Here is a 22,241-nt window from a genome sequence, read left to right as displayed (position 1 = left end):
TGCACCATGTCCGCTTATTCCGTACTGCTCGTTCGTCCGCTCGCCGCCGGTTTCGCCGCCGGTGTGTTGCTCGCCCTGGCCGCCTGCAGCGCCTCGGGCCCGGAAGCCGAGGCGCAGGGCAAGCCCGCCGCGCCGGCCGCCGCGCTGCACGACAGCCTGGCGGCGCCAGTCGCCGCCGAGGCGCGTGCCGAGCTGACGCGCAAGCGCGAGCGCCTGCTGCCCAACCATGTCGCCCCTGTCCCCAGCCCCATGCTCGATACCCTGCCGCCGGGCTACCGCGACGTGGCGCGCGAGCAGTACCAGACCTACGCGGACAACCCGGTATTCGCCGTGGCGGAGACGCCGGTGTCGACCTTCAGCATCGACGTGGACACCGGCAGCTACGCCAACGTGCGGCGTTTCCTCAACGGCGGGCAACTGCCGCCGAAGGATGCGGTGCGTCTGGAAGAGTTGGTCAACTACTTCCCCTACGCCTATCCGTTGCCTCAGGGCGACGCGCCTTTTGGCGTCAGCACCGAGTTGGCGGTGACGCCCTGGAATCCCGAGACCCGCCTGCTGCGTATCGCCATCAAGGCGTCGGACCGCAGCGTGGATGAGCTGCCGCCGGCCAACCTGGTGTTTCTCGTCGATGTCTCCGGCTCGATGCAGCGCCGCGAGGGCCTGCCGCTGGTGCAGGGTACGCTCAAGCTGCTGGTCGAGCAGCTGCGCCCGCAGGATCGCGTGTCGCTGGTCACCTATGCCGGCGCCAGTCAGGTGGTGCTGGACTCCACGCCCGGCAGCGACAAGGCGGCCATTCGCGCGGCGATCGACCAGCTGACCGCGGGCGGCTCCACTGCCGGTGAGTCGGGCATTCAGCTGGCCTATCGGCAGGCGGGCAAGCACCTGATCGACGGCGGCATCAATCGCATCCTGCTGGCCACCGACGGCGACTTCAACGTCGGCATCAGCGACTTCGACAGCCTCAAGCAACTGGCCGCGGACAAGCGCAAGAGCGGCGTGTCGCTGACCACCCTGGGCTTTGGCGTGGACAACTACAACGAGCGCCTGATGGAGCAGCTGGCCGATGCCGGCAACGGCAACTACGCCTATATCGACAACCTGCGCGAGGCGCGCAAGGTGCTGGTCGACCAGCTCGGTTCGACCCTCGCCACTGTGGCCAGCGACGTCAAGCTGCAGCTGGAGTTCAACCCGGCCGAGGTCAGCGAATACCGCCTGCTGGGCTACGAGAACCGTACGCTCGAGCGCGAGGATTTCAGCAACGACAAGGTCGATGCCGGCGAGATCGGCGCCGGGCATACGGTCACCGCGCTGTACGAGATCGTGCCGGCTGGTGGCAAGGGCTGGCTGGAGCCGCTGCGTTATCAGGCCAGTGCCCAGCCCGCGAGTAAGAGCGGCGAGCTGGCCTGGCTGCGCATTCGCTACAAGGCGCCGGGGGAAGCGAGCAGTCGCCTGCTGGAACGACCCATTGCGCGCGACGAGGCGAAACCGGTTGCGGCCGCCAGCGAGGATCTGCGTTTTGCCGCGGCCGTGGCCGCCTTCGCCCAGCAGCTCAAGGACGGCCGCTACACCGGCGACTTCGATCTGGCGCAGAGCATCGCGCTGGCCCGCTCGGGCAAGGGCGAGGACCGTTTCGGCCTGCGCGGCGAGTTCATCCAGCTGGCCGAAATCGCCCAGAGCCTGCAAACTGCCGGCTCCATTTCCAGCCCTGTACGAGCGCTGCAGTGAACGCACCCCTCACGGACGACGACGCCGCCCTGTTGCGGCGTTACCGCCACGGCGACGCCGCGGCCTTCAACGCGCTGTACCAGCGCCATCGCTTGGGCCTGTTCCGCTTCCTGCTCGGCCTGTGCGGCGACCACGCCCTGGCCGAGGAAGTGTTCCAGGAAACCTGGATGAGCCTGGTGCGCAGCCAGAGCGAACAGCGCGAGGCGGTGTTGTTCAAGACCTGGCTGTACCAGATCGCCCGCAACCGGCTGATCGACCACTGGCGCAAGACTGGCAGGCACCAGGCCGGCCACGACGCGTACGATGAAGGCCAGCACGCCCAGGCGGACCCGCAGCCGGGCCCGGAGCAGCAGCTCGGCCTGAGCCGCGACAGCCAGCGCCTACAGGCCGCGCTGGCGGACCTGCCGGCCGACCAGCGCGAGGTGTTCCTGCTGCGCGCCCATGGCGACCTGGAGCTGAGCGAGATCGCCGAGCTGACCCGCACGCCGGCCGAGACGGTCAAGAGCCGCCTGCGCTACGCCCTGCAGAAACTACGCCGGCTGCTGGCTACCGAGGAGTTGTCCGCATGACCCACGATCGAGAAACACTGGACCACGAACAGGCGCTGCTGGCGCATTTTCGTGCCCATGGCGAAGGCGAACCCTCGGCCGAGCTGGACGCACGCATCCTGGCGGCGGCAAGCGCGGCCGCCCGTGAGGCGAAGCAGGCCGAAGCCGTCAGCGACAAGGCTGGCTGGCCGCAGCGTTTGCACCAGTGGCTGTTCGGTAGCGGCCGGCAGCGCTGGTCGGTGGCGGTGGCCGGACTGGCCTGCGTCGGCATCGGCGTCAGCCTGACCTGGCGCACCCTGGAGCAGGTCCCGGAGGCCTTCGATACCGTGCCCCCCGGCGTGGCCATGAGCCCAGCTGCGCCAGCCTCCGCGCCGATGGCGGCCAAGCGTGCTGCCGAGGGCGAGTCGGTGGCGCGCATGGCCGCTCCTCAGGAACGGATGAAAGCCGAGGTCATGGCACGCTCGGCGCCACCTGCCGCGATGGCCGACGCGCCGATGGCCAGTACCGCGGCCATAGCGCCCATGGCCGAGTTGGTGAGCCAGAGCGAGCCGCGCGAGGCCTTGCTGCGCCTGCTGGAGCTGCGGCGTACGGGCAAGCAGGCCGAGGCAAAGCGTGTGCTGGAGCAGTTGCAGGCCGATTATCCGCAACTGGATATCGAAGCCGAGCTGAGCCATCTGGCTGCCGAGCCGCCTCAGGAATGAAGGGCGAGGTAAAAGTCGTGTAAGCCGGCTTGCCAGCCAGGCACCGGCAGGGGAGCATGAGCGCATCGTCGACCGAGTTACCCTTGTCCCATGATGCGTAAGTCCCTTCCGTTGCTGCTGTGCCTGGCTTGGCTGAGCGCCTGCGAGCGTACGGCGGAGCCTGTGGCGCAGCAGCCCGAGCCTGTTCCGGCGCCGCTTGCCGCGCCGGTCGAGGCGCCTGCAGTCGAGGTTGCCAAGCCTAAGCCCGTCGAGCCGGCGTCGCCGGCCGAAGCCGCCGAAGTCAAACCAGCCGCGCCTGGCAAACCTCAGGCCGCCGCCAAGCCCAAGCCGGCCGCCGCGCCACAGCCCAAGCCCGAACCCGAGCCGAAACCGGCGCTGGATCTGAGCGTGCCGCAGGAGCTGTTCGAGCAAGCGCTGGAGAGCGAAACCCGCGAGGAGCTATCGCCACTGCTACCGCCCCTGTTCGGCGACAAGCCCGAGACTGTCAGCCCCTTCCAGCTCAGCGGTCGGCTGATCAGCAACGAGCGGGTGGACGACTACTGGGAGTCCATCGAAGGCGCCGAGTTGCAGTTCGAGTTCAAGCAGTAGCGCGGCCGATGCGCGGCGCCCCCTAGCGCTTGCCAGGCGTTCGAACGTTTAGAAACGGTAAGCCTGGCGCGCGATGGCCGCATGCAGCTCGTCATCCAGCGGCTGGAAGCTCGCCGTGCCGGGCAGGCGCACGTAGAGCGGCCCATCGACCCGGCTCGGGTCGTAGCCGGCCTGCTTGAGGTCGGTCTTCTTGTACTTGAAAGTGCCGGTGGTCTCCACCTCGCCGAGCAGGCGCACGAACAGCGGCGCGGCGTAGGCCGGCAGTTCGCGATCCAGGTGCGCGGCCAGTGCGGCGCCGTCCAGCTCAAAGCCAGGCGCCAGGCGCAGCGCGGCCATGCCGCAGCGGCCATTGGTACCGGGAATCTCCACACCGTAGACCACCGCGTCCGCCACCCCGGCGAAGGCGCCGAGCACGTTTTCCACCTCGGTGGTGGAAACGTTCTCGCCCTTCCAGCGGAAGGTGTCGCCGAGGCGGTCGACGAACTGCGCGTGCTTGCAGCCGATGTCGCGCATCAGGTCGCCGGTGTTGAACCAGGCGTCGCCCTTCTTGAACACGTCGCGCAGGATCGCCGCCTCGCTCTTGGCCGGGTCGGTGTAGCCGTCGAACGGCCACTTGGCGCTGATCTCGCTGATCAGCAGGCCGGCTTCGCCTTTGTCGGCCTTCTGCAGAAAGCCCTTCTTGCCGCGCAGCGGCCGGTCGTTCTCCAGGTCGTAGCGGACGATGGCATAGGTGGCCGGGGTGTAGCCGACGGTGTTGTCGAAGTTAAAGACGTTGGTGAAGCCGATATTGCCCTCGCTGGAGGCGTAGAACTCGGTGATCTGCTCGACGCCGAAGCGCTGCTTGAACTCGGCCCAGATCGACGGGCGCAGGCCGTTACCGATCATGCAGCGCAGGCTGTTGTTCTTTTCGATGTCTGTTTCCGGCTGATTGAGCAGGTAGCGGCACAGCTCGCCGATATAGCCGAAGCAGGTAGCCTGGTAACGCGCCACGTCGCTCCAGAAGGCACTGGCGGAGAACTTGCGGCGCAGGGCGATGGCCGCGCCGCCGGCCAGGGCCGCGCTCCAGCACACGGTGACGGCGTTGTTGTGGTAACAGGGCAGGGTGAGGTAGAGCACGTCGCGCTCGTTCAGGGTCAGGCCGGAGTGGCCGAAGCCGCCGTAGGCCTTGATCCACTTGCCGTGGCTCATGATCGAGGCCTTGGGCAGGCCGGTGGTGCCAGAGGTGTAGATCAGAAAGCAGGGATCCTTCATCCGCACCAGGGCGCTGTCCGGCGGGTTGCCTTCGGCCTGGCCGCGTGCCAGCTGCATTGGGTTGCGCCAGCCGTCCGGCGCCTGCCCGGCGTCCTCCAGGCAATCCTGGTCGGCCACCCAGTAGCGCGGCGCATCGGGGTTGTCGAGCTGCCCGGCGACCTCGGTGAAGGCCGCCTGCAGCTCGGCGCTGACCACCAGGAAGCCCGGCTCGACCAGGTTCAGGCTATGGGCCAGCACCTTGCCGCGCTGGGTGGTGTTGACCAGCGCGCCGACCGCGCCGAGCTTGCTCAGGGCGGCGAGGATAGCCAGCAGCTCCAGGCGGTTCTCCAGCATCACCGCAACCACGCTGCCGTGACCCACGCCCTCGGCCTTGAAGGCCCAGGCCAGGCGATTGGCCCAGGTGTTGAACTGGCGGTAGCTGAGCCGGCGTTGCTCGTCCAGCAGCGCCGGACGCTCGGGATGCAGCTGCGCGGCGCGCTGCAGCGCCCAGGCCAGCGACAGCTTCTTCTCGCGGTTGCGGATGCCGGCGTAGTACAGGCCGCGCAGCATGCGCGGCACGCGGGGCAGGTGCTGCGGCAGGTGGGCGAGGAAGCGAAAGGGCGAAATCAGATCGGCTTGGCTCATGGGGCTCGCACTTGAACTGTTATGAATTGGAGGCGAGTTCTGACTCTAGTCAGCCTGGCGCGCACCAGCCATGGCTCTGGTGCGTCCAGCGGCGGGCAGATCGGCAAATAGCCGAGGCTTTCGGTGAGCAAGTCGGCTGTCCGTAGCTCGGATGAAATCCGGGGGTGGCTGGCGCATTCTTCCCGGATTTCATCCGGGCTACGAAACCGAAACGACGTTCCCTTTCCCACAGCCCTTCACCCATTAATGGGAGAGGGGAGCAGAGTAGCGGCGATGCACCCAGTGGGGGCGTTCAATCAACGAACAGGTCGGGTACCAGGCTGCCGCCAGCGGGATCGAAACGGTACTGCTCGAAGTCGGTGACGCCTCGTTCGCGCAGGATGTCCTCGTCGATCAGCAGGCGCCCGCTGATGCTGCGGCCCTCGCTACTCAGGATGGCGTGGGCGGCATCGGCCATGATGGCCGGGGTGCGCGCGCGCTTGAAGGCGTCGCGGCTGCCCAGTTCGAACTCGATGGCCGCGGTGGCGATCATGGTCTTGGGCCACAGCGAGTTGACGCTGATGCCGTACTTCTTGAATTCCTCGTTCATGCCTAGGGTGAGCATGCTCATGCCGTACTTGGTGACGGTGTAGGGGCCGTGCTGGGCGAACCACTTGGCGTCGAGGTTGAGCGGTGGCGACAGGTTGAGGATATGCCCGCCGGGGCTTTTTTTCAGGTAGGGCAGCGCTGCCTGGCTGCACACCATCACCGCGCGGGTATTGATCTGGTACATCAGGTCGAAGCGCTTGGGTTCGAGCTTCTCCACGCCCACCAGCTTGATCGCCCCGGCGTTGTTGACCAGCGCGTCGATGCCGCCGAAATGCTCAGCGGCACGGGCCATGGCGGCGGCCACGGCTTGTTCGTCGCGTACGTCCAGTTGCAGGGCCAGGGCCTGGCCGCCAGCGGCCTCGACCTCGGCGGCGACGCTATGGATGGTGCCTGCCAGCTTCGGGTGTGGCTCGGCGCTCTTGGCCGCGATGACGATATTGGCGCCATCGGCGGCGGCCTTGAGGGCGATCTCGCGGCCGATGCCGCGGCTGGCGCCGGTGATAAGCAGGGTCTTGCCGGAAAGTGACATGGGCGTTCCTCTTGTTGTTGTAGTCGTAGGGTGGATGGATGAAGCGCCATCCACCCTGCATCAGGCTTCTGCTGCTTCGATCTCCACCAGCAACTGGCGGTTCTTGACCTGGTCGCCCTGGCTCACGCCGACGCGGCGGACGATGCCGTCGACGCCGGCCTTGAGTGGGTGTTCCATCTTCATCGCTTCCAGTACCACCAGCAGTTGCCCCTTGCTCACGCTGGCGCCCTCGGCGATCAGTACGTCGACGATGGCGCCATCCATCGGGGCCTTCACCGCGCCGCTGCTGGCGGCGTTCTGGCCACCGGCCGGCTCGTGGGTGACGTCCTGTAGCTCCAGGTTGCCGTGTTCACCGTACAGCCACAGACGCTCGCCGTCGCTGTGATAGGCCTGGCGGCGGCGCACGCCGTCCAGTTCCAGGCTCAGCCAGCGGCCGTCGCTGGCCAGCAGGCGCACAGGCAGCTGTTCCTCGCCCCGACGCACGCGCAGCTGCGCCTGCGGGCCGCTGGCGATCACGTCCAGTTCCACGGCGTGCTTGTGTTCGCCCTGCTTGAGGACGAAGCGCCAGGGTGCGCTGCCGGCGCTGCGCCAGCCGGCGAGGCCGGGCTGGTGCGCGCGGGCGTCGGCCGAGGCCTGGTAGAGCAGGGCGGCGGCCACGGCCAGCTCGGCCAGGCTGGCGGTGTGCGGCTGCAGGCTGGGATCGCCTGCGAAATGTTCGGCGATAAAGGCGGTGGTGGCGTTGCCGGCGGCGAACTCCGGGTGCTTGAGCAGGTTGGCGAGAAAGCGCTGGTTGCCGTTCACCCCCAGCAGCACGCAGTTCTCCACGGCGCGCAGCAGCTTGCGCCGCGCTTCGTCGCGGGTGGCGCCATAGGCGATGACCTTGGCCAGCATCGGGTCGTAGAAGGGCGTTACGGCCTGGCCTTCGACCAGGCCGTGATCGATGCGCACGCCGCTCAGCAATTCCGGCTCCCAGCGCAGCACCTGGCCGGTTTGCGGCAGGAAGCCGGCGGCCGAATCCTCGGCGTACAGGCGTACTTCCATGGCGTGGCCGGTGAGGCGAATGTCATCCTGCTGCAGCGGCAGGGGCTGGCCCTCGGCCACGCGAATCTGCCAGGCCACCAGATCCTGCCCGGTGATCAGTTCGGTGACCGGGTGTTCCACCTGCAGGCGGGTGTTCATTTCCAGGAAGAAGAACTCGCCGCTGGCGTCGAGCAGGAACTCCACGGTGCCGGCGCCGACGTAGTTGACCGATGCCGCCGCCTTCACCGCGGCCTCGCCCATGGCGCGGCGCAGCTCGGGTGTCATCACCGGGCAGGGCGCTTCCTCGACCACCTTCTGGTGGCGACGCTGCACCGAGCAGTCGCGCTCGCCGAGGTAGAGGATATTGCCGTGCTGGTCGCCGAACACCTGGATCTCCACATGGCGCGGGCGGATCACCGCGCGCTCGAGGATCAGTTCGCCGGAGCCGAAGGCGTTCTGCGCTTCCGAGCGGGCGGTACGGATCTGCCCCAGCAGCTCGGCGGATTCCTGCACCAGGCGCATGCCACGGCCGCCGCCGCCGGCGCTGGCCTTGATCATCAGCGGGTAGCCGATGCGCTCGGCTTCGCTGGCCAGCGTGTCGTCGTCCTGGGTGGCGCCTTCGTAGCCGGGAATGCAGGGTACGCCGGCCTCCAGCATGGCGATCTTGGACAGGCGCTTGCTGCCCATCAGGTGGATGGCTGCCACGGTCGGGCCGATAAAGACGATGCCGGCCGCCTCACAAGCGCGGGCGAAATCTGCGTTCTCGGAGAGAAAGCCATAGCCGGGGTGGATGGCGTCGGCGCCAGTCTTGCGCGCGGCCTCGATGATGGCGTCGATGCGCAGGTAGGACTGGCTGACCTGAGCCGGGCCGATGCACAGGGCTTCGTCGGCGACCTGCACATGGCGGGCGTCGGCATCGGCCTCGGAGTAGACCGCCACGGTGCGGTAGCCGAGTTCGATGGCGGTGCGCATCACCCGGCAGGCGATCTCGCCACGGTTGGCGACCAGGATCTTGTTAAAGGCGGGCATCTGCGTGCTCCTGTCAGGCGTTCCCGGATTGCATCCGGGCTAGGGCGTTCTTGCGTAGGGTGGATCACGCTTCACCGATCCACCGTTTGGTGACCTGAATTGGTGGATGTAAAAAGCGACATCCACCCTACGGGGTTTACCGGCAATGCCAGTCCGTCCGATCCATCATTGCGCCCACTTCGGCTTGCGCTTCTGCACGAAGGCCAGGGTACCCTCGACGCCCTCGGCGCCGGTGACGGCCGCGGCGAACTGCTCGGCGGCGCGGTCGAGCAGCGGGCCGAGGGCCTCGCGCTCGCTGGCCAGCAGCAGAGCCTTGGTCTGGGCGTTGGCCTGGGGCGCGCACTGGCGGATCTGCGCCAGGGTCTCGTCCAGGCGCTGCTGCAGGGCGGCGTCATCGTGCTCGCAGTAGTGCACCAGGCCCAGGCGCAACGCCTCGGCGCCGTCGAAGCGGGCGGCGGTCAGGGCCAGGCGGCGCGCCTGGGTCAGGCCGATGCGCCGCACCACGAAGGGGGCGATCTGCGCGGGGAGGATGCCCAGCGTGGTTTCCGGCAGGCCGAACTTGGCGCCGCTCGCCGCGATGGCCACGTCGGACACGCAGGCCAGGCCGAAACCACCGCCGAGCACGGCGCCTTCCAGCACCGCCACCAGTACCTGCGGAGCGGCCTGGGCCTCTTCCAGCAGCGCGCCGAAGGCGCGGTTCAGCTCGCGGTAGGCGTCGCCGCCGCGGGCTCTGGCGCCGGCCATGTCCTTGATATCGCCGCCGGCGCAGAAGTGGCCATCGGCACCGCGCAGCACGAGGGCGCGCACGCCGGCGTCGTGGCGCACGGCCTCCAGGGTGGCGCGCAGTTCGCCGACCATGGCCAGGCTCATGGCGTTGCGGCTGTCCGGGCGGTTGAGGGTGACGTAGAGCACGCCCTCGACCTGCTCCAGCAGCAGGGTCTGGCAATTCGGCAGTTCGGCCATGGTCGCCTCCTCAGCCCTTTTTCTTGCCGGGCAGGATGCCCATCAGCTTGCAGATGATGCCGAGCATGATTTCGTCGGCGCCACCGCCGATGCTGACCAGGCGCACGTCGCGGTAGGCGCGCGACACCGGGTTGTCCCACATGAAGCCCATGCCGCCCCAGTACTGCAGGCAGGCGTCGGACACCTCGCGGCCCAGGCGGCCGGCCTTGAGCTTGGCCATGGACGCCAGCTTGGTCACGTCGCGGCCCTTCACATACTGTTCGGTGGCCTGGTAGACCAGTGCGCGCAGGCACTCGATCTCGGTCTGCAACTCGGCCATGCGGAAGTGGATGACCTGGTTGTCGATCAGCGGTTGGCCGAAGGTGTGGCGCTGCTTGCAGTAGTCGATGGTGCTGTCGACGCAGTGCTCCAGGCCCTTGATCATGTTGGCCGCGCCGAACAGGCGCTCTTCCTGGAACTGCAGCATCTGCATCATGAAGCCGGCCCCCTCTGCCCCTATGCGGTAGCGCTGCGGCACGCGCACGTTGTCGAAGAACACCTGGGCGGTCTCCGAGCTGCGCATGCCCAGCTTGTCCAGGTGCGGGCTGACGCTGATGCCCGGTGTCTTCATCGGCACCATGATCAGCGACTTGTTGACGTGCGGCTTGTCGTCCGAGGTGTTGGCCAGCAGGCAGATAAAGTCGGCACTCGGAGAGTTGGTGATCCACATCTTGCTGCCGTTGATCACATAGTCGTCGCCGTCCTTGCGCGCGGTGGTCTTCAGGCCCGCCACGTCGGAGCCGGCGCCGACTTCGGAGACGCCGATGCAGCCGACCATCTCGCCACTGATGGCCGGGCGCAGGAACTCTTCGCGCAGCTCGTCGGAGCCGAAGCGCGCCAGGGCCGGGGTGCACATGTCGGTCTGCACGCCGATGGACATGGGGATGCCGCCGCAATGGATGGTGCCGAACTCCTCGGCAGCGACGATCGAGTAGCTGTAGTCCAGACCCATGCCACCGAATTTCTCCGGCTTGGAGATGCCCAGCAGGCCCAGCTCGCCGGCCTTCTTGAAGATGTCGTGGATGGGGAAGCGGCCTTCCTTCTCCCAGGCGTCGACGTGCGGATTGATTTCCTTGTCGACGAAGTTACGGACGGTGCGGCGCAGTTCTTCGTGTTCCTGGGTGAAGATCATTGTTGTTGTGCTCCGATGATGAGGGTCAGAAACGGGCGACGCCGAAACCATTGGATTTCAGGGGCCGCAGATTGGCTTCGGCGCAGATGTCGAGCAAGAAGCCCAGCAGCTTGCGCGTATCGCGCGGGTCGATCAGGCCGTCGTCCCACAGGCTGGCGGTGCCGTACAGCGCGGTGGACTGGCTGTCGAGCTTCTGTGCGGTCATCTGTTCCAGCATATCGAGCATTTTCGGATCGGCTTCCTTGCCTTCCTTGGCGTGCTTTTCCTCGGTGACGATGCGCAGCACCTTGCCGGCCTGGGCGCCGCCCATCACGGCGGTCTTGCTGTTGGGCCAGGCGAAGATAAAGCGCGGGTCCAGTCCTCTCCCGCACATGGCGTAGTTGCCGGCCCCATACGAGCCGCCGACCACTATGGTCAGCTTGGGCACTGTGGCGTTGGCCACGGCCTGGATCATCTTCGAGCCGTGCTTGATCACGCCGTTCTGCTCGGACTCGGTGCCGACCATGAAACCGGTGGTGTTGTGAAAGAACAGGATCGGCGTATTGCTCTGCTCGCACAGCTGGATGAACTGCGCCGCCTTGGCCGCGCCCTGTGGGGTGATCGGGCCGTTGTTGCCGATAAAGCCGCAGGCCTGGCCTTCGATCTGCAGGTGGCCGCAGACGGTCTGGCTGTCGAACTCGTTCTTGAAGTCGAGAAACGCCGAGCCGTCGGCGATACGCGCGATGATCTCGCGCACGTCGTAGGGCTTCTTGGCATCTGCCGGCACCAGGCCGAGCAGTTCCTCGGCCGGGTACAGCGGCTCGCGCCAGGTGCGTTTCTCACGTGCCGGCAGCTGCTGGTTCCACGGCAGCATGCCGACTATCTCGCGCGCCAGGCGCACGCCATCGGCGTCGTTCTCGGCCAGGTACTCGGCGGTGCCGGCGACCTGGGCGTGCATCTCGGCGCCACCGAGTTGCTCGTCGGTGGCGATCTCGCCGGTGGCGGCCTTGAGCAGTGGCGGGCCTGCAAGGAACATCTTGGCCTTGCCGCGCACCACCACCACGTAGTCCGACAGGCCGGGCTGGTAGGCCCCGCCGGCGGTGCTGGAGCCGTACACCACGGTGATCTGCGGCAGGCCCATGGCGGACATGCGCGCCTGGTTGGCGAAGCCACGTGCGCCCTCGACGAAGATGTCGGCGGCGTAGTTGAGGTTGGCGCCGCCGCTCTCGGCCAGGGTCACCACCGGCAGCTTGTTCTCGACGGCGATCTGCTGCAGGCGCAGGGATTTTTTCAGGCCAGTGGGGGAGATGGTGCCGCCCTTGATCGCGCTGTTGTTGGCGATCACCAGGCAGCGCACGCCGGCGATGTAGCCGATGCCGGCGATCAGGCCACCGCCGGCCTGGCTGCCGTCCTTGTCGTCGTGCAGCTTGTAGCCGGCCAGCGAGGCCAGTTCGAGAAAGGGCGCGCCAGCATCGAGCAGCAGGTTGAGGCGTTCGCGCGGCAGCAACTGGCCGCGCTTGTCGAACTTGGCCTTGGCCTCCTGCGCCTTGTCGAGCACCTTCTGCTCGACGTCGCGGAAGGCCGCAACGGCCGCCAGCATGGCTTCGCGGTTCTGCGCGAAGGCGTCGCCATGCACGTCGATTTCCGATTGGATCACGGGCATCGCCTTACTCCTGATCTTTCAGTACATCGGGCAGGTAGGCCCGGTGGAAACCGTTGTAGGGCTCGCTGTTTCTCGCCTTGCCCAGCGTCCAGGCACGGGTGCCCTGGCTGGCCGCCCCATCGATGCGGATGGTGTTGCCGCTGATGAAGTTGGCGCCGGGGCTGAGCAGGAAGACGATGGCGGCGGCCACCTCGGACTCGCTGCCGATGCGCTGCAGCGGCACGTGATCCTTGAGGTTGCGGATCATGTTCTTCATCGATTCGGGGTAGGTGTCCATGCCGCTGGAGGCGATCCAGCCCGGCGCCACGGCATTGACCCGCACGCCGGCGTGGCCCCACTCGTAGGCGGCGGTCTTGGTGAAGTTCTCCATGCCGGCCCGCGCGGCGCCGGAATGGCCCATGCCCGGCATGCCGCCCCACATGTCGGCGAGCATGTTGACGATGGCGCCGCCGTGCTTGCTCATGCTTTGCAGGAAGACTTCCTTGGCCACCAGGAAACCGCCCACCAGGTTGGTGCGCACCACGGTCTCGAAGCCTTTCTGGTTGATGCCGATCAACGGCGCGGGGAACTGGCCGCCGGCGTTGTTGACCAGGTGATGGATGCGTCCGCGCTGCGCGAGCACCGCGCCGACCATGGCCTTGACCGCCTCTTCGTCGCGGATGTCGCAGACCTGGAAGCTGGCGCTGCCGCCGTCTTCGATGATCTCGGCGCAGGTTTTCTCCAGTTTTTCCTGCTTGCGTCCGACCAGCACCACGTGGGCGCCGAGATGGGCCAGCTCGTGGGCCACGCAGCGACCGATACCGCTGCCACCGCCGGTAACCAGGATGGTCTGGCCTGCGAAAAGGCCAGGTTTGAATACGGAGTCGTAGCTCATCGTTCTGGTTGTCCTTGTTACAGGCTGTCGGCCAGTGCGCGCGGCACCGGTACCGGGAATTCCAGCAGCTGCTGGGCGAAGGCCTTGCCCTGCGGGTCGATACGCAGGCTGGCCACGCCGCCACCGCCCAGGGCATTTTCCAGCAGGAAGTTGAGGCTGTGGCTGCCCGGCAGGTGCCAGCGGCTGACCTTGCCGGCTTGCGGATCCAGGACATGGCCCATCCATTGCGCCACGGCTTCGGGGGTCAGCGCAGCGGCGATCCACGCCAGGTACTCGGGCTTTCTCGCCATCACGCCGATATTGCTGTGGTTGCCCTTGTCGCCGGAGCGGGCCACGGCCAGCTCGATCAGCGGTACGGTGGCGTCGGCGCTGCCGGCCGGGGCGGGCAGGGTGGCCACGGCGGCGATCTGGGCGGCGTCGAACAGGGCGACTTCCGGCAGGGCGACCGGCTGGCGCTGGCCGTCGATTTCCACCGCCAGCTCGCAGGCGCTCTTGTCCACCAGGAAGCTGAACAGGCGGATCACCGGGTAGACCGTGGGGCGGCCGCCGACTATGCCAGTCAGCCCCGGCGCCATGCCGGTGGCGGCCTGGGCGATCTCGCGGGAGAACAGCACCAGGGCCTCCTTCTTGGCGTGGCGCACGGCGATCTTCACCACCACCTCGCGGCAATCCCGGCGCCGACCGTGCGGGCCGTAGGTGGCCTCGCTGCCGAGCAGCTCGATGCTGACTTCCTGATAGGCGCCCCAGCCGCGCTCGGCGAACAGCGCCGCGGTCTTGGCGATGATCGCCTGGCTGACCCGCTCGGCCTTGGCCACCGCGTCGATGCCGGCGAGCAGGCAGCTGGCGGTGCAGCGGAAGCCGTCCGGGTGGGTGGCGCTGACCTTGTACTGCGCGGTCGGCGGTAGGCCGCGCGCACCCTTGAGCTCGACGCGGTTGTCGCCAACCTGGCTCAGCTCGACGGCGGTGAAATCGCAGACCACGTCCGGCAGCAGATAGGCGCGCGGGTCGCCGATCTCGTAGAGCAGCTGCTCGCCAACGGTAAAAGGCGTGACCAGGCCGCCGGAACCCTCCGGCTTGGTCACGACGAAACGGCCATCGGCCTGCACCTCGACGATGGGGAAGCCGATGTGTTCGTAGTCCGGCACCGCGCGCCAGTCGGTGAAGTTACCGCCGGTGCACTGCGCGCCGCATTCGATGATGTGCCCGGCCAGCGCCGCCTGGGCCAGCTTGTCGTAATCGGTCCAGGCCCAGCCGAACTCGTGCACCAGGGCGGCGCTGACCACGGCGCTGTCGACCACGCGGCCGGTGATGACGATGTCGGCGCCTTGTTCGAGCGCGGCGACTATGCCCGGCGCACCCAGGTAGGCGTTGACCGACACGCAGAAGGGCGGCAGCGGCGCGCCGCTGAACATCTCGCGGGTGCCGGCCTTGACCAGCTCGCCGAGTTTGGGCTGCAGGTTGTCGCCATGCAGCACGGCGATCTTCAGCTTCACCCCGGCCTGCTCGCACGCCGCCTCGAGGGCCGCGGCGCAAGCCGTGGGGTTGACCCCGCCGGCGTTGCTGATCACGCGGATCTTGTTCTGCGCGATCTCGCCCAGCAGCGGCGCGAGCACCTCGACGAAGTCGCGGGCGTAGCCCTCGTCCGGCTTCTTCATGCGGGCGCCGGCCATGATCGACATAGTCACTTCGGCTAGGTAGTCGAACACCAGGTAATCCAGCTCGGCCCCCCGCACCAGCTGGGCGGCGGCGGTGCAGGTGTCGCCCCAGAAGGCGGAGGCGCAGCCGATGCGTAGGGTTTTGCTCATGGTGATGGCCCGTCACAGGTTGGGAAGCTGAAACCAACACTACCAAGCAAGCGCTTGGTTGAAAAGTCGGAAAAGAGGGCTTTCCCGCCAAAAGTGCGGCCAAGCGCTTGCTTGGTCAGGCGCGGGGGCATAAATTTCATCGCATATATTTCATTAAGTAAGACAAGCACTTGCCGGCGGCTTGCAGAATCCGTGAAAGCAACGGGCCGCCGCAGCGCAGCCAATACCAGGAGAAGTCAGCGTGGACGAACACAAGGCCCAGGCGGTGATGCAGGAGCTGGTCAGCGGTGGCCACGTCACCGACCCGGACAGCGCCCGGGGCAAGCTGCTGCAGATGGCCGCCCACCTGTTTCGCAGCAAGGGCTTCGAGCGCACCACGGTGCGCGACCTGGCCGGCGCGGTGGGCATCCAGTCGGGCAGCATCTTTCATCACTTCAAGAGCAAGGACGAGATCCTCAAGGCGGTGATGGAGGAAACCATCCTTTACAACACCGCCTTGATGCGCGCCGCGTTGGCCGAGGCGCAGGGCACCCGCGAGCGCCTGCTGGCGCTGATCCGCTGCGAGCTGCAGTCGATCATGGGCGGCACCGGCGAGGCCATGGCGGTGCTGGTGTACGAGTGGCGCTCGCTGTCGGACGAGGGCCAGGCGCAGGTGTTGGCGCTGCGCGATACCTACGAGCAGATCTGGCTGCAGGTGCTGGGCGAAGCCCGCGAGGCCGGTTACTTCCAGGGCGATCCCTTTATCCAGCGACGTTTCCTCACCGGCGCGCTGAGCTGGACCACCACCTGGTTCCGCCCGCAGGGGCCGATGAGCCTCGATCAACTGGCCGAGGAGGCCTTGTCGCTGGTGTGCAAGGACGGATGAAAAAACTGGTCTAGGCTCTAGAGCAACTGCCGCTGCGTCGGCTTCGAACACGGGACGTTCGCCTGATTTCCGCTCTGTGTTCCGTGACGAGAGGTCGAGTTTGCGTGCGTTAGCTGTTTGCCTGTTTGCCTGCCTGTTGCTGCACACCTTTGCTGCCGATGCCGCGCAGCAGGTTCGCGTCGGCGGCTATCACTTCCCGCCCTATCTGTTCAAACCCGAGGCGCCGCAGCCGCGCGGCCTGGTGCCGGAGCTGCTGCAGGCGCTGAACCGCCTGCAGGACGAGTATCGCTTCGTGCTGGTGCCGACCTCGGCCACGCGGCGTTACCGCGATCTGGAAAACGGGCGCTACGACCTGATCCTGTTCGAGTCCAGCCAGTGGGGCTGGCAGGACACGCCCCATCTCGGCCTGCCGCTGGATATCGAGGATGCCGAGGTCTACGTCGCCGCCGCTGCACCGGGGCGCGGCCAGGAGTACTTCGCCGATTTCGCCGGCAAGCGCATGGCCCTGTACAGTGGCTATCACTATGGCTTCGCCGGCTACAACGCCGACCAAGACTACCTTGGGCGCACCTTCAAGGCGGTGCTGACCTATTCCCACGACAGCAACCTGCGCCTGCTGCAACGGCAGCGTGCCGATGTCGCGGTGATCACCCGTTCCTATCTGCAGCTGTACCTGGAGCGCTATCCGGAGGCGGCGGCCGGCTTGCTGGTGTCCGAGCGCTTCGACCAGGTCTACCGGCACCAGGTGCTGCTGCGCCCGGACGGCCCGCTGACGCCGCAGCAGATGGCGCAGCTGCTGGAAAGATTACAGGCCGATGGCGAATTGATGAGGCTATTGCGTCGTTACCACCTGACCCTCGGCGATAAAACCGCGCCGGACTGAAAACCCTCTGGTCGCTCGGGGCGCGACTGGAGTAGGCTGCCGTTTACTAGAAGAAGGATTTTTGGGGGAGTCGATATGCGGCGCTTGCGGCAGTGGATTGGCTTGGGCTTGGCTGCGACCGGTCTGCTGTTCGCCGGCATGCTGGCCGCCGCCGAGGTGGTGCACGTCGGCGGCGCGCATTTCCCGCCCTACGTGGTCAAGTCCAACCTGCAGGAGTCCAGCGGGCTGCTGCCGCAGTTGCTGGAGGCGCTCAACCGCGAGCAGAGCGACTACCACTTCGTCATGCTGCCGACCGCCATCGTCCGCCGCTTCAGCGACCTGCAGCGCGGGCGCATCGACATGGCCATCTTCGAGAATCCCGGTTGGGGTTGGCAGGGCATCGACTTCGAGGCGGTGGACATGGGCCTGGAAGACGCCGAGCTGTTCGTCGCCCGCGACGAGGAGCTACGCGGCCAGGACTACTTCGACCAGCTGCAGGGCAAGCGCCTGGCGCTGTACCGCGGCTATCACTACGGCTTCGCCGACTTCAACAGCGACCCTGAGTTTCTCACCAAGACCTTCAACGCCAACCTCGGCCATTCCCACGACAGCAACCTGCTGATGGTGCTGCGCGGCCGCGCCGATATCGCCCTGGTGACCCGCTCCAACCTCTACGACTTCATCAAGCGCAACCGCGAGCACGCGCGGCAGTTGCTGATCTCCGAACGCATCGACCAGGTCTACCGCCACCATGCGCTGATCCGCCCCGGCGCGCCGCTCAGTGCCGCCCGTTTCGCCGAGCTGCTCGAGGCGTTGCGCGCCAAGGGCGAGCTGGCGCGAATCTTCTCGCCCTACCGCATCGCCGTCATGCCAGCCGCAGCGGATAGCTCAGCAGCAGGATATGCAGCAGATTGACCGCGCCGTGCAGGGCGATGGCCAGGCTCAGGCGACCGCTGTAATGCAAGGCCAGGCCGTAGCCCAGGCCGGCGATGCCCGCCACCAGGGCGAACAGCGGGCTGAACGGCAGGTGCGCGGCGCCGAATAGCGCGGCCGTCAGCAGCAGCCCCGGCCAGGCGCCCAGACGCCTAATCAGCGCGCGCTGCAGCAGGCCGCGAAACAGCAGCTCCTCGGCCATTACCGCCACCCCCAGGTTCACCGCCAGCCACAGCAGCAGGCCGTCCGGCCATTTCGGCTGCCAGCCCACCATTCCCAGCGCCAGGGCCAGCGTGGGCACCGCCAGCAGGGTGGCGAGACAGGCCCAGCCGGCGCGCGACCGGGAGAGCGTCGGCGCGCGGCGCTGGCCCAGCCACCAGGCCAGCAAGGTAGCGCCCAGCAGCAGCTTGTCCCAGGACAGGCGCAGGGCGTAGGGCGCGGCGTCCGTGCTGATCCGTCGCGGCTCCCACAGGGGCCAGGGGCTGAAGCCCGGCAGCAGGTGGGCGGCCAGGGCGATGCCGGCGACCAGCACCGCGCTCAGCCACAGCCAGCCGGGCAGCAGGCGTTCGCCGCCGAATACGAGGCCGACGAACAGCGCGCCAAGCAGCAGACCGACAGGCTCGATAAAACCCAGGGCATGACCGAGGGCCAGGGCGAAGGCGGGCAGCAGCAGGCGTAGATGCAGGGGCATGGCACTTCCTTGTGGTGGGGGGTGCGCAGTCTATTCGGCCGCGGTTGTGGCGGTAAATCCGAAGTACTGCTGCAACAGGTCGGGATCGTCGAAGTGGGCACGGCCGATAAAGGCCGTGGCGTGGCGCCCCCATTGGCGCATGGCGCCCGCCGAGCGCACCCCGGACGGCCACAGCAGCCAGCGCTCCAGGCGCTCGCTGCCCGGCACCAGGCCATGGCGGTCGTAGAGGCTGCGCCGGCCCTGCGGGTGCGGCAGGCTGCGCAGTTCGTCCAACGCGGCGAAGCCGTAGGTCAGCCATGGCCGCGCGGGGCGGCGGCCGTCGACCCACAGCAGGCGGTGATCGCCGCCGCGCAGCCACAGACTCGGCGCCGTACCGCCGGCGATATCCAGACGTAGCGCACTGCGTGCCTCGGCTTGTGCCGGCTGGCGCAAGCGCAGCGGCGAGTCCGCCGGCAGGAAGAAGGCATGCCAGCAGCCGCAGGGGTGGATGCTGTCGTAGAGCAGGGCGCGGCCACGCTCGTCGAGGGTGACCCGCCAGATCAGGCCGTCCAGCTCGCCGGCATAGAGATCCAGGGGATGCGCCGCGGGGCGCTGGGCGAACCAGAACTGGTAGATCAGCTGCAGGTGCCAGCGGCCGTTCAGCCGGCTCCAGCCGAGCTGGCGATAGAGCCGCGGCTCGATGTCGGCGAAACGGCGTCGGCCGTCGCCGGCGAATCCCGGGCTGCCGATGCGGTCGGCGCGGCTGCGCTGCTCGATCAGCAGCTGCGGCGCATGGCGGGCGAACAGCGCCTGGCGCTGCGCGGCGTCGGGCTGCGGCAGGCCGAGGGCATCGTGCGCCAGCGCTGCGACTGGCGGCGCGGTTCTGGCCGGCGGCTGGTAGTTCAGCCACTGGGGGCCGTCGGCGGGGGCGCGCGCGGCGGCGCTTTCGGCCTGCCAGGCGGCGATGGCGCGACGGTAGACGGGCGCCGCCAGCGGATAGAGGCCGAGCCATCTGGCCCAGGGACGATAGTCGTCCTCGACGCGGGCGGCCTGGCGCAGGCGCTCGAAGGCGGCGGCGTCGGTCAGCAGGCGGGCCTGCTGGCGCTGGCGGCAGGTCTCCAGTGCCGCGCTTGGCGCACTGCCCAGCGTCGCCTGTTCCACTGCCTGGGCGTCGCGGTCGTTGGCGGCCAGCTGCGCCAGCCACAGGCGGCGCTGTTCGGCGCTGTGCGCCTGCTCGCCCAATGCGGCGGCGAGGCGGTCGCTGCGCAGGCCGGGAAACCCCGCAATCAGGCGGTAGCGGCTGTCGCGTGCGGTGGCGCTGGCGCTCTGCCAGGCGGCGAAGGCCTGGCTGCAGCCATCATCGGTCCTCGGCGGCGCCTGCCCGGCGCAGCCGGCGAGCAGGGCCAGCAGCGCCAGGCTAGCGCTCGCGCGCATCCTTGGCATCCTGCTCGGCGTTGCGCTCGCGGATGCGTTTGAGCTGCTCCTCGCTCAGCGGCAGCTTCTTCGCCGTGTCGCGCAATAGCAGCAGGCTGCCGAGGATGGAGCCCAAGGCCAGGGCCAGGATAAGCCAGGCGTACCAGGGCATGGTGAGTTCCTCTGAAGTGGCGGGAACTCCACCTTAACCCGCCGCCGGCGCCTTGTCAGGCGGGCGGCAGTGCCTGCAGCGTGCTGTCGTCCTTCAGCTGCACCCCGCTCAGTCGCAGGCGCAGCGCCTGGCGCGTCAGGTAGTCGAGCTTGTGCGCCGCCAGGGCGTAGGGCAGGCCTTCGGGGCGCACGTTGGAGATGCAGTTGCGCGCGCTGTCCGGGCAGCCGATGCGCGGCGCGTGGGTTAGGTACAGGCCGAGGCTGTCCGGCGAGGACAGTCCCGGGCGTTCGCCGATCATGACGATTACCAGGCGCGCGCGCAGCGCCTCGCCGATGCCGTCGCCGATGGCCACGCGACCCTGCTCGGCGAGCACCACCGGGGTATTGGCCCAGTCGGTGGCGAAGCGTTCGCGAAAGGCCAGCAGCAGCGGCAGGGCGTGGCGCTGCACGGCGATGGCCGACAGGCCGTCGGCCAGGACGATGGCCAGCTCCGGCGCCGGCAGCTCGTGCTGCAGCTGCACGCGGCAGTCGTCGTGCAGGTGGCGGCCGTGATCCGGGCGCAGCAGGTAGCTCTGGCGGTCCTCGGCGTTGCTGCGCACCTTCAGCGTACGAAACCCGGCGCCGTGCAGCTGCTGCTTGAGTTCGGCGAAGTCCAGCGGGCGGTGCACGGCGTCGCGCGCCTGGGCGTGGGCCAGGCCGAACCTGAGCACCTCGGCGGTGGGCAGGCTGCAGCCGACGCGGCCGAGGGCGATACGCGCCGAGGTGTGGGCGCGCAGCTCGTCCCAGGGGTTGGCCTGGGCCAGCTCTACCTGGGCCAGCTCTATGCCGGCCTGGGCCGGCTCGGACTCGTTCATCAGGCGGCTCCGGAAATCTGCGGCAGTTGCTTGAGCAGGTGATGGCCGCGGCCGATCTCGCGCAGGCGGCCGCCGGGTTCGGTGATGGCCATGCGCGCCAGCCAGGCGTCGAACTCGGGGGCGCGTTTCAGGCCCAGCACCTTGCGCAGGTACAGGGCGTCGTGGAACGAGGTGCTCTGGTAGTTGAGCATGATGTCGTCGGCGCCGGGGATGCCCATGATGAAGTTGATCCCGGCCGCGCCGAGCAGGGTCAGCAGGTTGTCCATATCGTCCTGGTCGGCCTCGGCGTGGTTGGTGTAGCACACGTCGCAGCCCATCGGCAGGCCCAGCAGCTTGGCGCAGAAGTGATCCTCCAGGCCGGCGCGGACGATCTGCTTGCCGTCGTAGAGGTATTCCGGGCCGATGAAGCCGACCACGCTGTTGACCAGCAACGGGCGGAACTCGCGGGCCACGGCGTAGGCGCGGGCCTCGCAGGTCTGCTGGTCGACGCCATGGTGGCCACCGGCCGACAGCGCGCTGCCCTGGCCGGTCTCGAAGTACATGCAGTGGTCGCCGAGCGTGCCGCGACCCAGCGACAGCGCTGCCTCGTGCGCCTCGCGCAGAATCGCCAGGGACACGCCGAAGCCGGCGTTGGCCGCCTCGCTGCCGGCGATGGACTGGAACACCAGGTCCACCGGCGCGCCGGCCTCGATGGCCTGGATCTGCGTGGTGACGTGGGTCAGCACGCAGCTCTGCATGGGGATGTCGAAGTGCTGGCGCACCTCGTCCAGCATCTGCCACAGGCGCATCAGGGTCGGCAGCGAATCGCTCGCCGGGTTGATGCCCACGCAGGCGTCGCCGGCGCCGTAGAGCAGGCCATCGAGCAGGCTGGCGGCGATGCCGCGCACGTCGTCGGTGGGGTGGTTGGGCTGCAGGCGCACGGCCAGATGACCGGGCAGGCCCAGGGTGTTGCGAAAGCGGGTGACCACCTGGCATTTCTTCGCCACCAGGATCAGGTCCTGGTTGCGCATCAGCTTGCTCACCGCGGCGACCATCTCCGGCGTCAGCCCCGGCGCCACGGCGGCCAGGCGCGCGCTGTCGGTGCGCTCCAGCAGCAGCCAGTCGCGCAGGTCGCCCACGCTCAGGTGGCTGATCGGGGCGAAGGCGGCGGCGTCGTGGCGGTCGAGGATCAGCCGGGTGACTTCGTCCGCTTCGTAGGGGATCAGCGCCTCGTCGAGAAAGCGTTTGAGCGGCACCTCGGCCAGCGCCAGCTTGGCCGCCATGCGCTCTTCATAGGTGGCGGCGGCGAGGCCGGCCAGGTAGTCGCCGGAGCGCGCCGGGCTGGCCTTGGCCAGCAGGGTCTTGAGGTCGGCGAAGCGGTAGACCAGGCGGCCGACGGTGGTCTGGTAGGGCATGGCTGCAACCCGTGCGGAGAA

20 protein-coding genes are annotated in these 22,241 nt (G+C 68.1%); 7 read left to right on the top strand and 13 right to left on the bottom strand.

The genetic code is table 11. The features are described from left to right. Window positions 1–6 precede the first annotated feature (6 nt). The 4 genes from ACIGFL_RS08150 (at window position 7) to ACIGFL_RS08135 (ending at window position 3,562) form a co-directional block, all read left to right on the top strand. Window positions 7–1,725 carry a von Willebrand factor type A domain-containing protein gene (locus tag ACIGFL_RS08150; RefSeq protein ID WP_397496818.1) on the top strand — a complete coding sequence of 573 codons (1,719 nt, stop codon included), beginning with the start codon at window positions 7–9 and terminating at the stop codon, window positions 1,723–1,725. After that, complete coding sequence (locus ACIGFL_RS08145; protein WP_397496817.1) at window positions 1,722–2,294, top strand: RNA polymerase sigma factor; 573 nt, start codon at window positions 1,722–1,724, stop codon at window positions 2,292–2,294. Before ACIGFL_RS08150 ends, ACIGFL_RS08145 begins: the two co-directional genes overlap by 4 nt. Then, window positions 2,291–2,974 carry a hypothetical protein gene (locus tag ACIGFL_RS08140; RefSeq protein WP_397496816.1) on the top strand — a complete coding sequence of 228 codons (684 nt, stop codon included), beginning with the start codon at window positions 2,291–2,293 and terminating at the stop codon, window positions 2,972–2,974. The genes ACIGFL_RS08145 and ACIGFL_RS08140 overlap by 4 nt, the downstream gene beginning before the upstream one ends. A gap of 93 nt (window positions 2,975–3,067) precedes the next feature. Further along, a complete protein-coding gene (locus tag ACIGFL_RS08135) occupies window positions 3,068–3,562 on the top strand; it encodes a hypothetical protein (RefSeq protein ID WP_397496815.1) in 495 nt (164 codons plus the stop codon). A 48-nt stretch (window positions 3,563–3,610) separates the two neighbouring features. Here the strand turns inward: ACIGFL_RS08135 and ACIGFL_RS08130 are convergent, their stop codons facing one another. The 8 genes from ACIGFL_RS08130 to ACIGFL_RS08095 all read right to left on the bottom strand — a co-directional run bounded on the left by ACIGFL_RS08130 (window position 3,611) and on the right by ACIGFL_RS08095 (window position 15,058). Further along, window positions 3,611–5,437 carry a long-chain-acyl-CoA synthetase gene (locus ACIGFL_RS08130; RefSeq protein WP_397496814.1) on the bottom strand — a complete coding sequence of 609 codons (1,827 nt, stop codon included), beginning with the start codon at window positions 5,435–5,437 and terminating at the stop codon, window positions 3,611–3,613. A 292-nt stretch (window positions 5,438–5,729) separates the two neighbouring features. Further along, complete coding sequence (locus tag ACIGFL_RS08125) at window positions 5,730–6,554, bottom strand: SDR family oxidoreductase (RefSeq protein WP_397496813.1); 825 nt, start codon at window positions 6,552–6,554, stop codon at window positions 5,730–5,732. Window positions 6,555–6,614: 60 nt separating this feature from the next. Beyond that, on the bottom strand, window positions 6,615–8,603 hold the full coding sequence (locus tag ACIGFL_RS08120; RefSeq protein ID WP_397496812.1) for an acetyl-CoA carboxylase biotin carboxylase subunit: 1,989 nt from the start codon (window positions 8,601–8,603) through the stop codon (window positions 6,615–6,617). Between the two features lie 165 nt (window positions 8,604–8,768). Further along, window positions 8,769–9,566 (bottom strand): isohexenylglutaconyl-CoA hydratase, encoded by a 798-nt coding sequence (gene atuE / locus ACIGFL_RS08115; protein ID WP_397496811.1) that lies wholly within the window; start codon window positions 9,564–9,566, stop codon window positions 8,769–8,771. Window positions 9,567–9,576: 10 nt separating this feature from the next. Beyond that, the gene (gene atuD, locus ACIGFL_RS08110; RefSeq protein ID WP_397496810.1) at window positions 9,577–10,737 is read right to left on the bottom strand and encodes a citronellyl-CoA dehydrogenase; all 1,161 of its coding nucleotides are present in this window, start codon (window positions 10,735–10,737) and stop codon (window positions 9,577–9,579) included. A gap of 25 nt (window positions 10,738–10,762) precedes the next feature. Continuing rightward, window positions 10,763–12,379, bottom strand: a complete 1,617-nt coding sequence (gene atuC / locus ACIGFL_RS08105) for a geranyl-CoA carboxylase subunit beta (protein ID WP_397496809.1) — start codon at window positions 12,377–12,379, stop codon at window positions 10,763–10,765. A 4-nt stretch (window positions 12,380–12,383) separates the two neighbouring features. Then, window positions 12,384–13,253 carry an SDR family oxidoreductase gene (locus ACIGFL_RS08100; protein WP_397496808.1) on the bottom strand — a complete coding sequence of 290 codons (870 nt, stop codon included), beginning with the start codon at window positions 13,251–13,253 and terminating at the stop codon, window positions 12,384–12,386. Between the two features lie 17 nt (window positions 13,254–13,270). After that, on the bottom strand, window positions 13,271–15,058 hold the full coding sequence (locus ACIGFL_RS08095) for an acyclic terpene utilization AtuA family protein (RefSeq protein ID WP_397496807.1): 1,788 nt from the start codon (window positions 15,056–15,058) through the stop codon (window positions 13,271–13,273). A 241-nt stretch (window positions 15,059–15,299) separates the two neighbouring features. Between ACIGFL_RS08095 and ACIGFL_RS08090 the strand changes: the two genes are divergently transcribed. The 3 genes from ACIGFL_RS08090 (at window position 15,300) to ACIGFL_RS08080 (ending at window position 17,700) form a co-directional block, all read left to right on the top strand. After that, window positions 15,300–15,923 (top strand): TetR/AcrR family transcriptional regulator, encoded by a 624-nt coding sequence (locus ACIGFL_RS08090; protein ID WP_397496806.1) that lies wholly within the window; start codon window positions 15,300–15,302, stop codon window positions 15,921–15,923. A 100-nt stretch (window positions 15,924–16,023) separates the two neighbouring features. Further along, complete coding sequence (locus tag ACIGFL_RS08085; protein ID WP_397496805.1) at window positions 16,024–16,806, top strand: substrate-binding periplasmic protein; 783 nt, start codon at window positions 16,024–16,026, stop codon at window positions 16,804–16,806. 138 nt (window positions 16,807–16,944) lie between these two features. Further along, window positions 16,945–17,700 (top strand): ABC transporter substrate-binding protein, encoded by a 756-nt coding sequence (locus ACIGFL_RS08080; protein WP_256217983.1) that lies wholly within the window; start codon window positions 16,945–16,947, stop codon window positions 17,698–17,700. Here ACIGFL_RS08080 and ACIGFL_RS08075 read toward each other — a convergent pair. The 5 genes from ACIGFL_RS08075 to ACIGFL_RS08055 are packed head-to-tail and all read right to left on the bottom strand — an operon-like array spanning window position 17,651 to window position 22,220. Continuing rightward, window positions 17,651–18,409, bottom strand: a complete 759-nt coding sequence (locus ACIGFL_RS08075) for a lysostaphin resistance A-like protein (protein ID WP_397496804.1) — start codon at window positions 18,407–18,409, stop codon at window positions 17,651–17,653. The two genes, ACIGFL_RS08080 and ACIGFL_RS08075, sit on opposite strands and share 50 nt — an antisense overlap. A gap of 30 nt (window positions 18,410–18,439) precedes the next feature. Next, window positions 18,440–19,822: a hypothetical protein gene (locus ACIGFL_RS08070; RefSeq protein WP_397496803.1), complete on the bottom strand. Its 1,383-nt coding sequence runs from the start codon at window positions 19,820–19,822 to the stop codon at window positions 18,440–18,442. Beyond that, window positions 19,806–19,973: a DUF2897 family protein gene (locus tag ACIGFL_RS08065; protein WP_021444814.1), complete on the bottom strand. Its 168-nt coding sequence runs from the start codon at window positions 19,971–19,973 to the stop codon at window positions 19,806–19,808. The genes ACIGFL_RS08070 and ACIGFL_RS08065 overlap by 17 nt, the downstream gene beginning before the upstream one ends. Window positions 19,974–20,028: 55 nt before the next feature. Further along, on the bottom strand, window positions 20,029–20,826 hold the full coding sequence (gene eutC, locus ACIGFL_RS08060) for an ethanolamine ammonia-lyase subunit EutC (RefSeq protein WP_397496802.1): 798 nt from the start codon (window positions 20,824–20,826) through the stop codon (window positions 20,029–20,031). Next, window positions 20,826–22,220, bottom strand: coding sequence for an ethanolamine ammonia-lyase subunit EutB (locus ACIGFL_RS08055; RefSeq protein ID WP_397496801.1), 1,395 nt, complete (start codon window positions 22,218–22,220; stop codon window positions 20,826–20,828). Before ACIGFL_RS08055 ends, eutC begins: the two co-directional genes overlap by 1 nt. Between the last annotated feature and the right edge of the window lie 21 nt (window positions 22,221–22,241).

It is taken from the genome of Pseudomonas sp. NPDC077649 (assembly GCF_044542855.1).
Lineage (GTDB): Bacteria > Pseudomonadota > Gammaproteobacteria > Pseudomonadales > Pseudomonadaceae > Aquipseudomonas.
The sequence above is the reverse complement of the archived record's forward strand: the minus strand, read 5'-3'. Positions and strand labels throughout refer to the sequence as shown.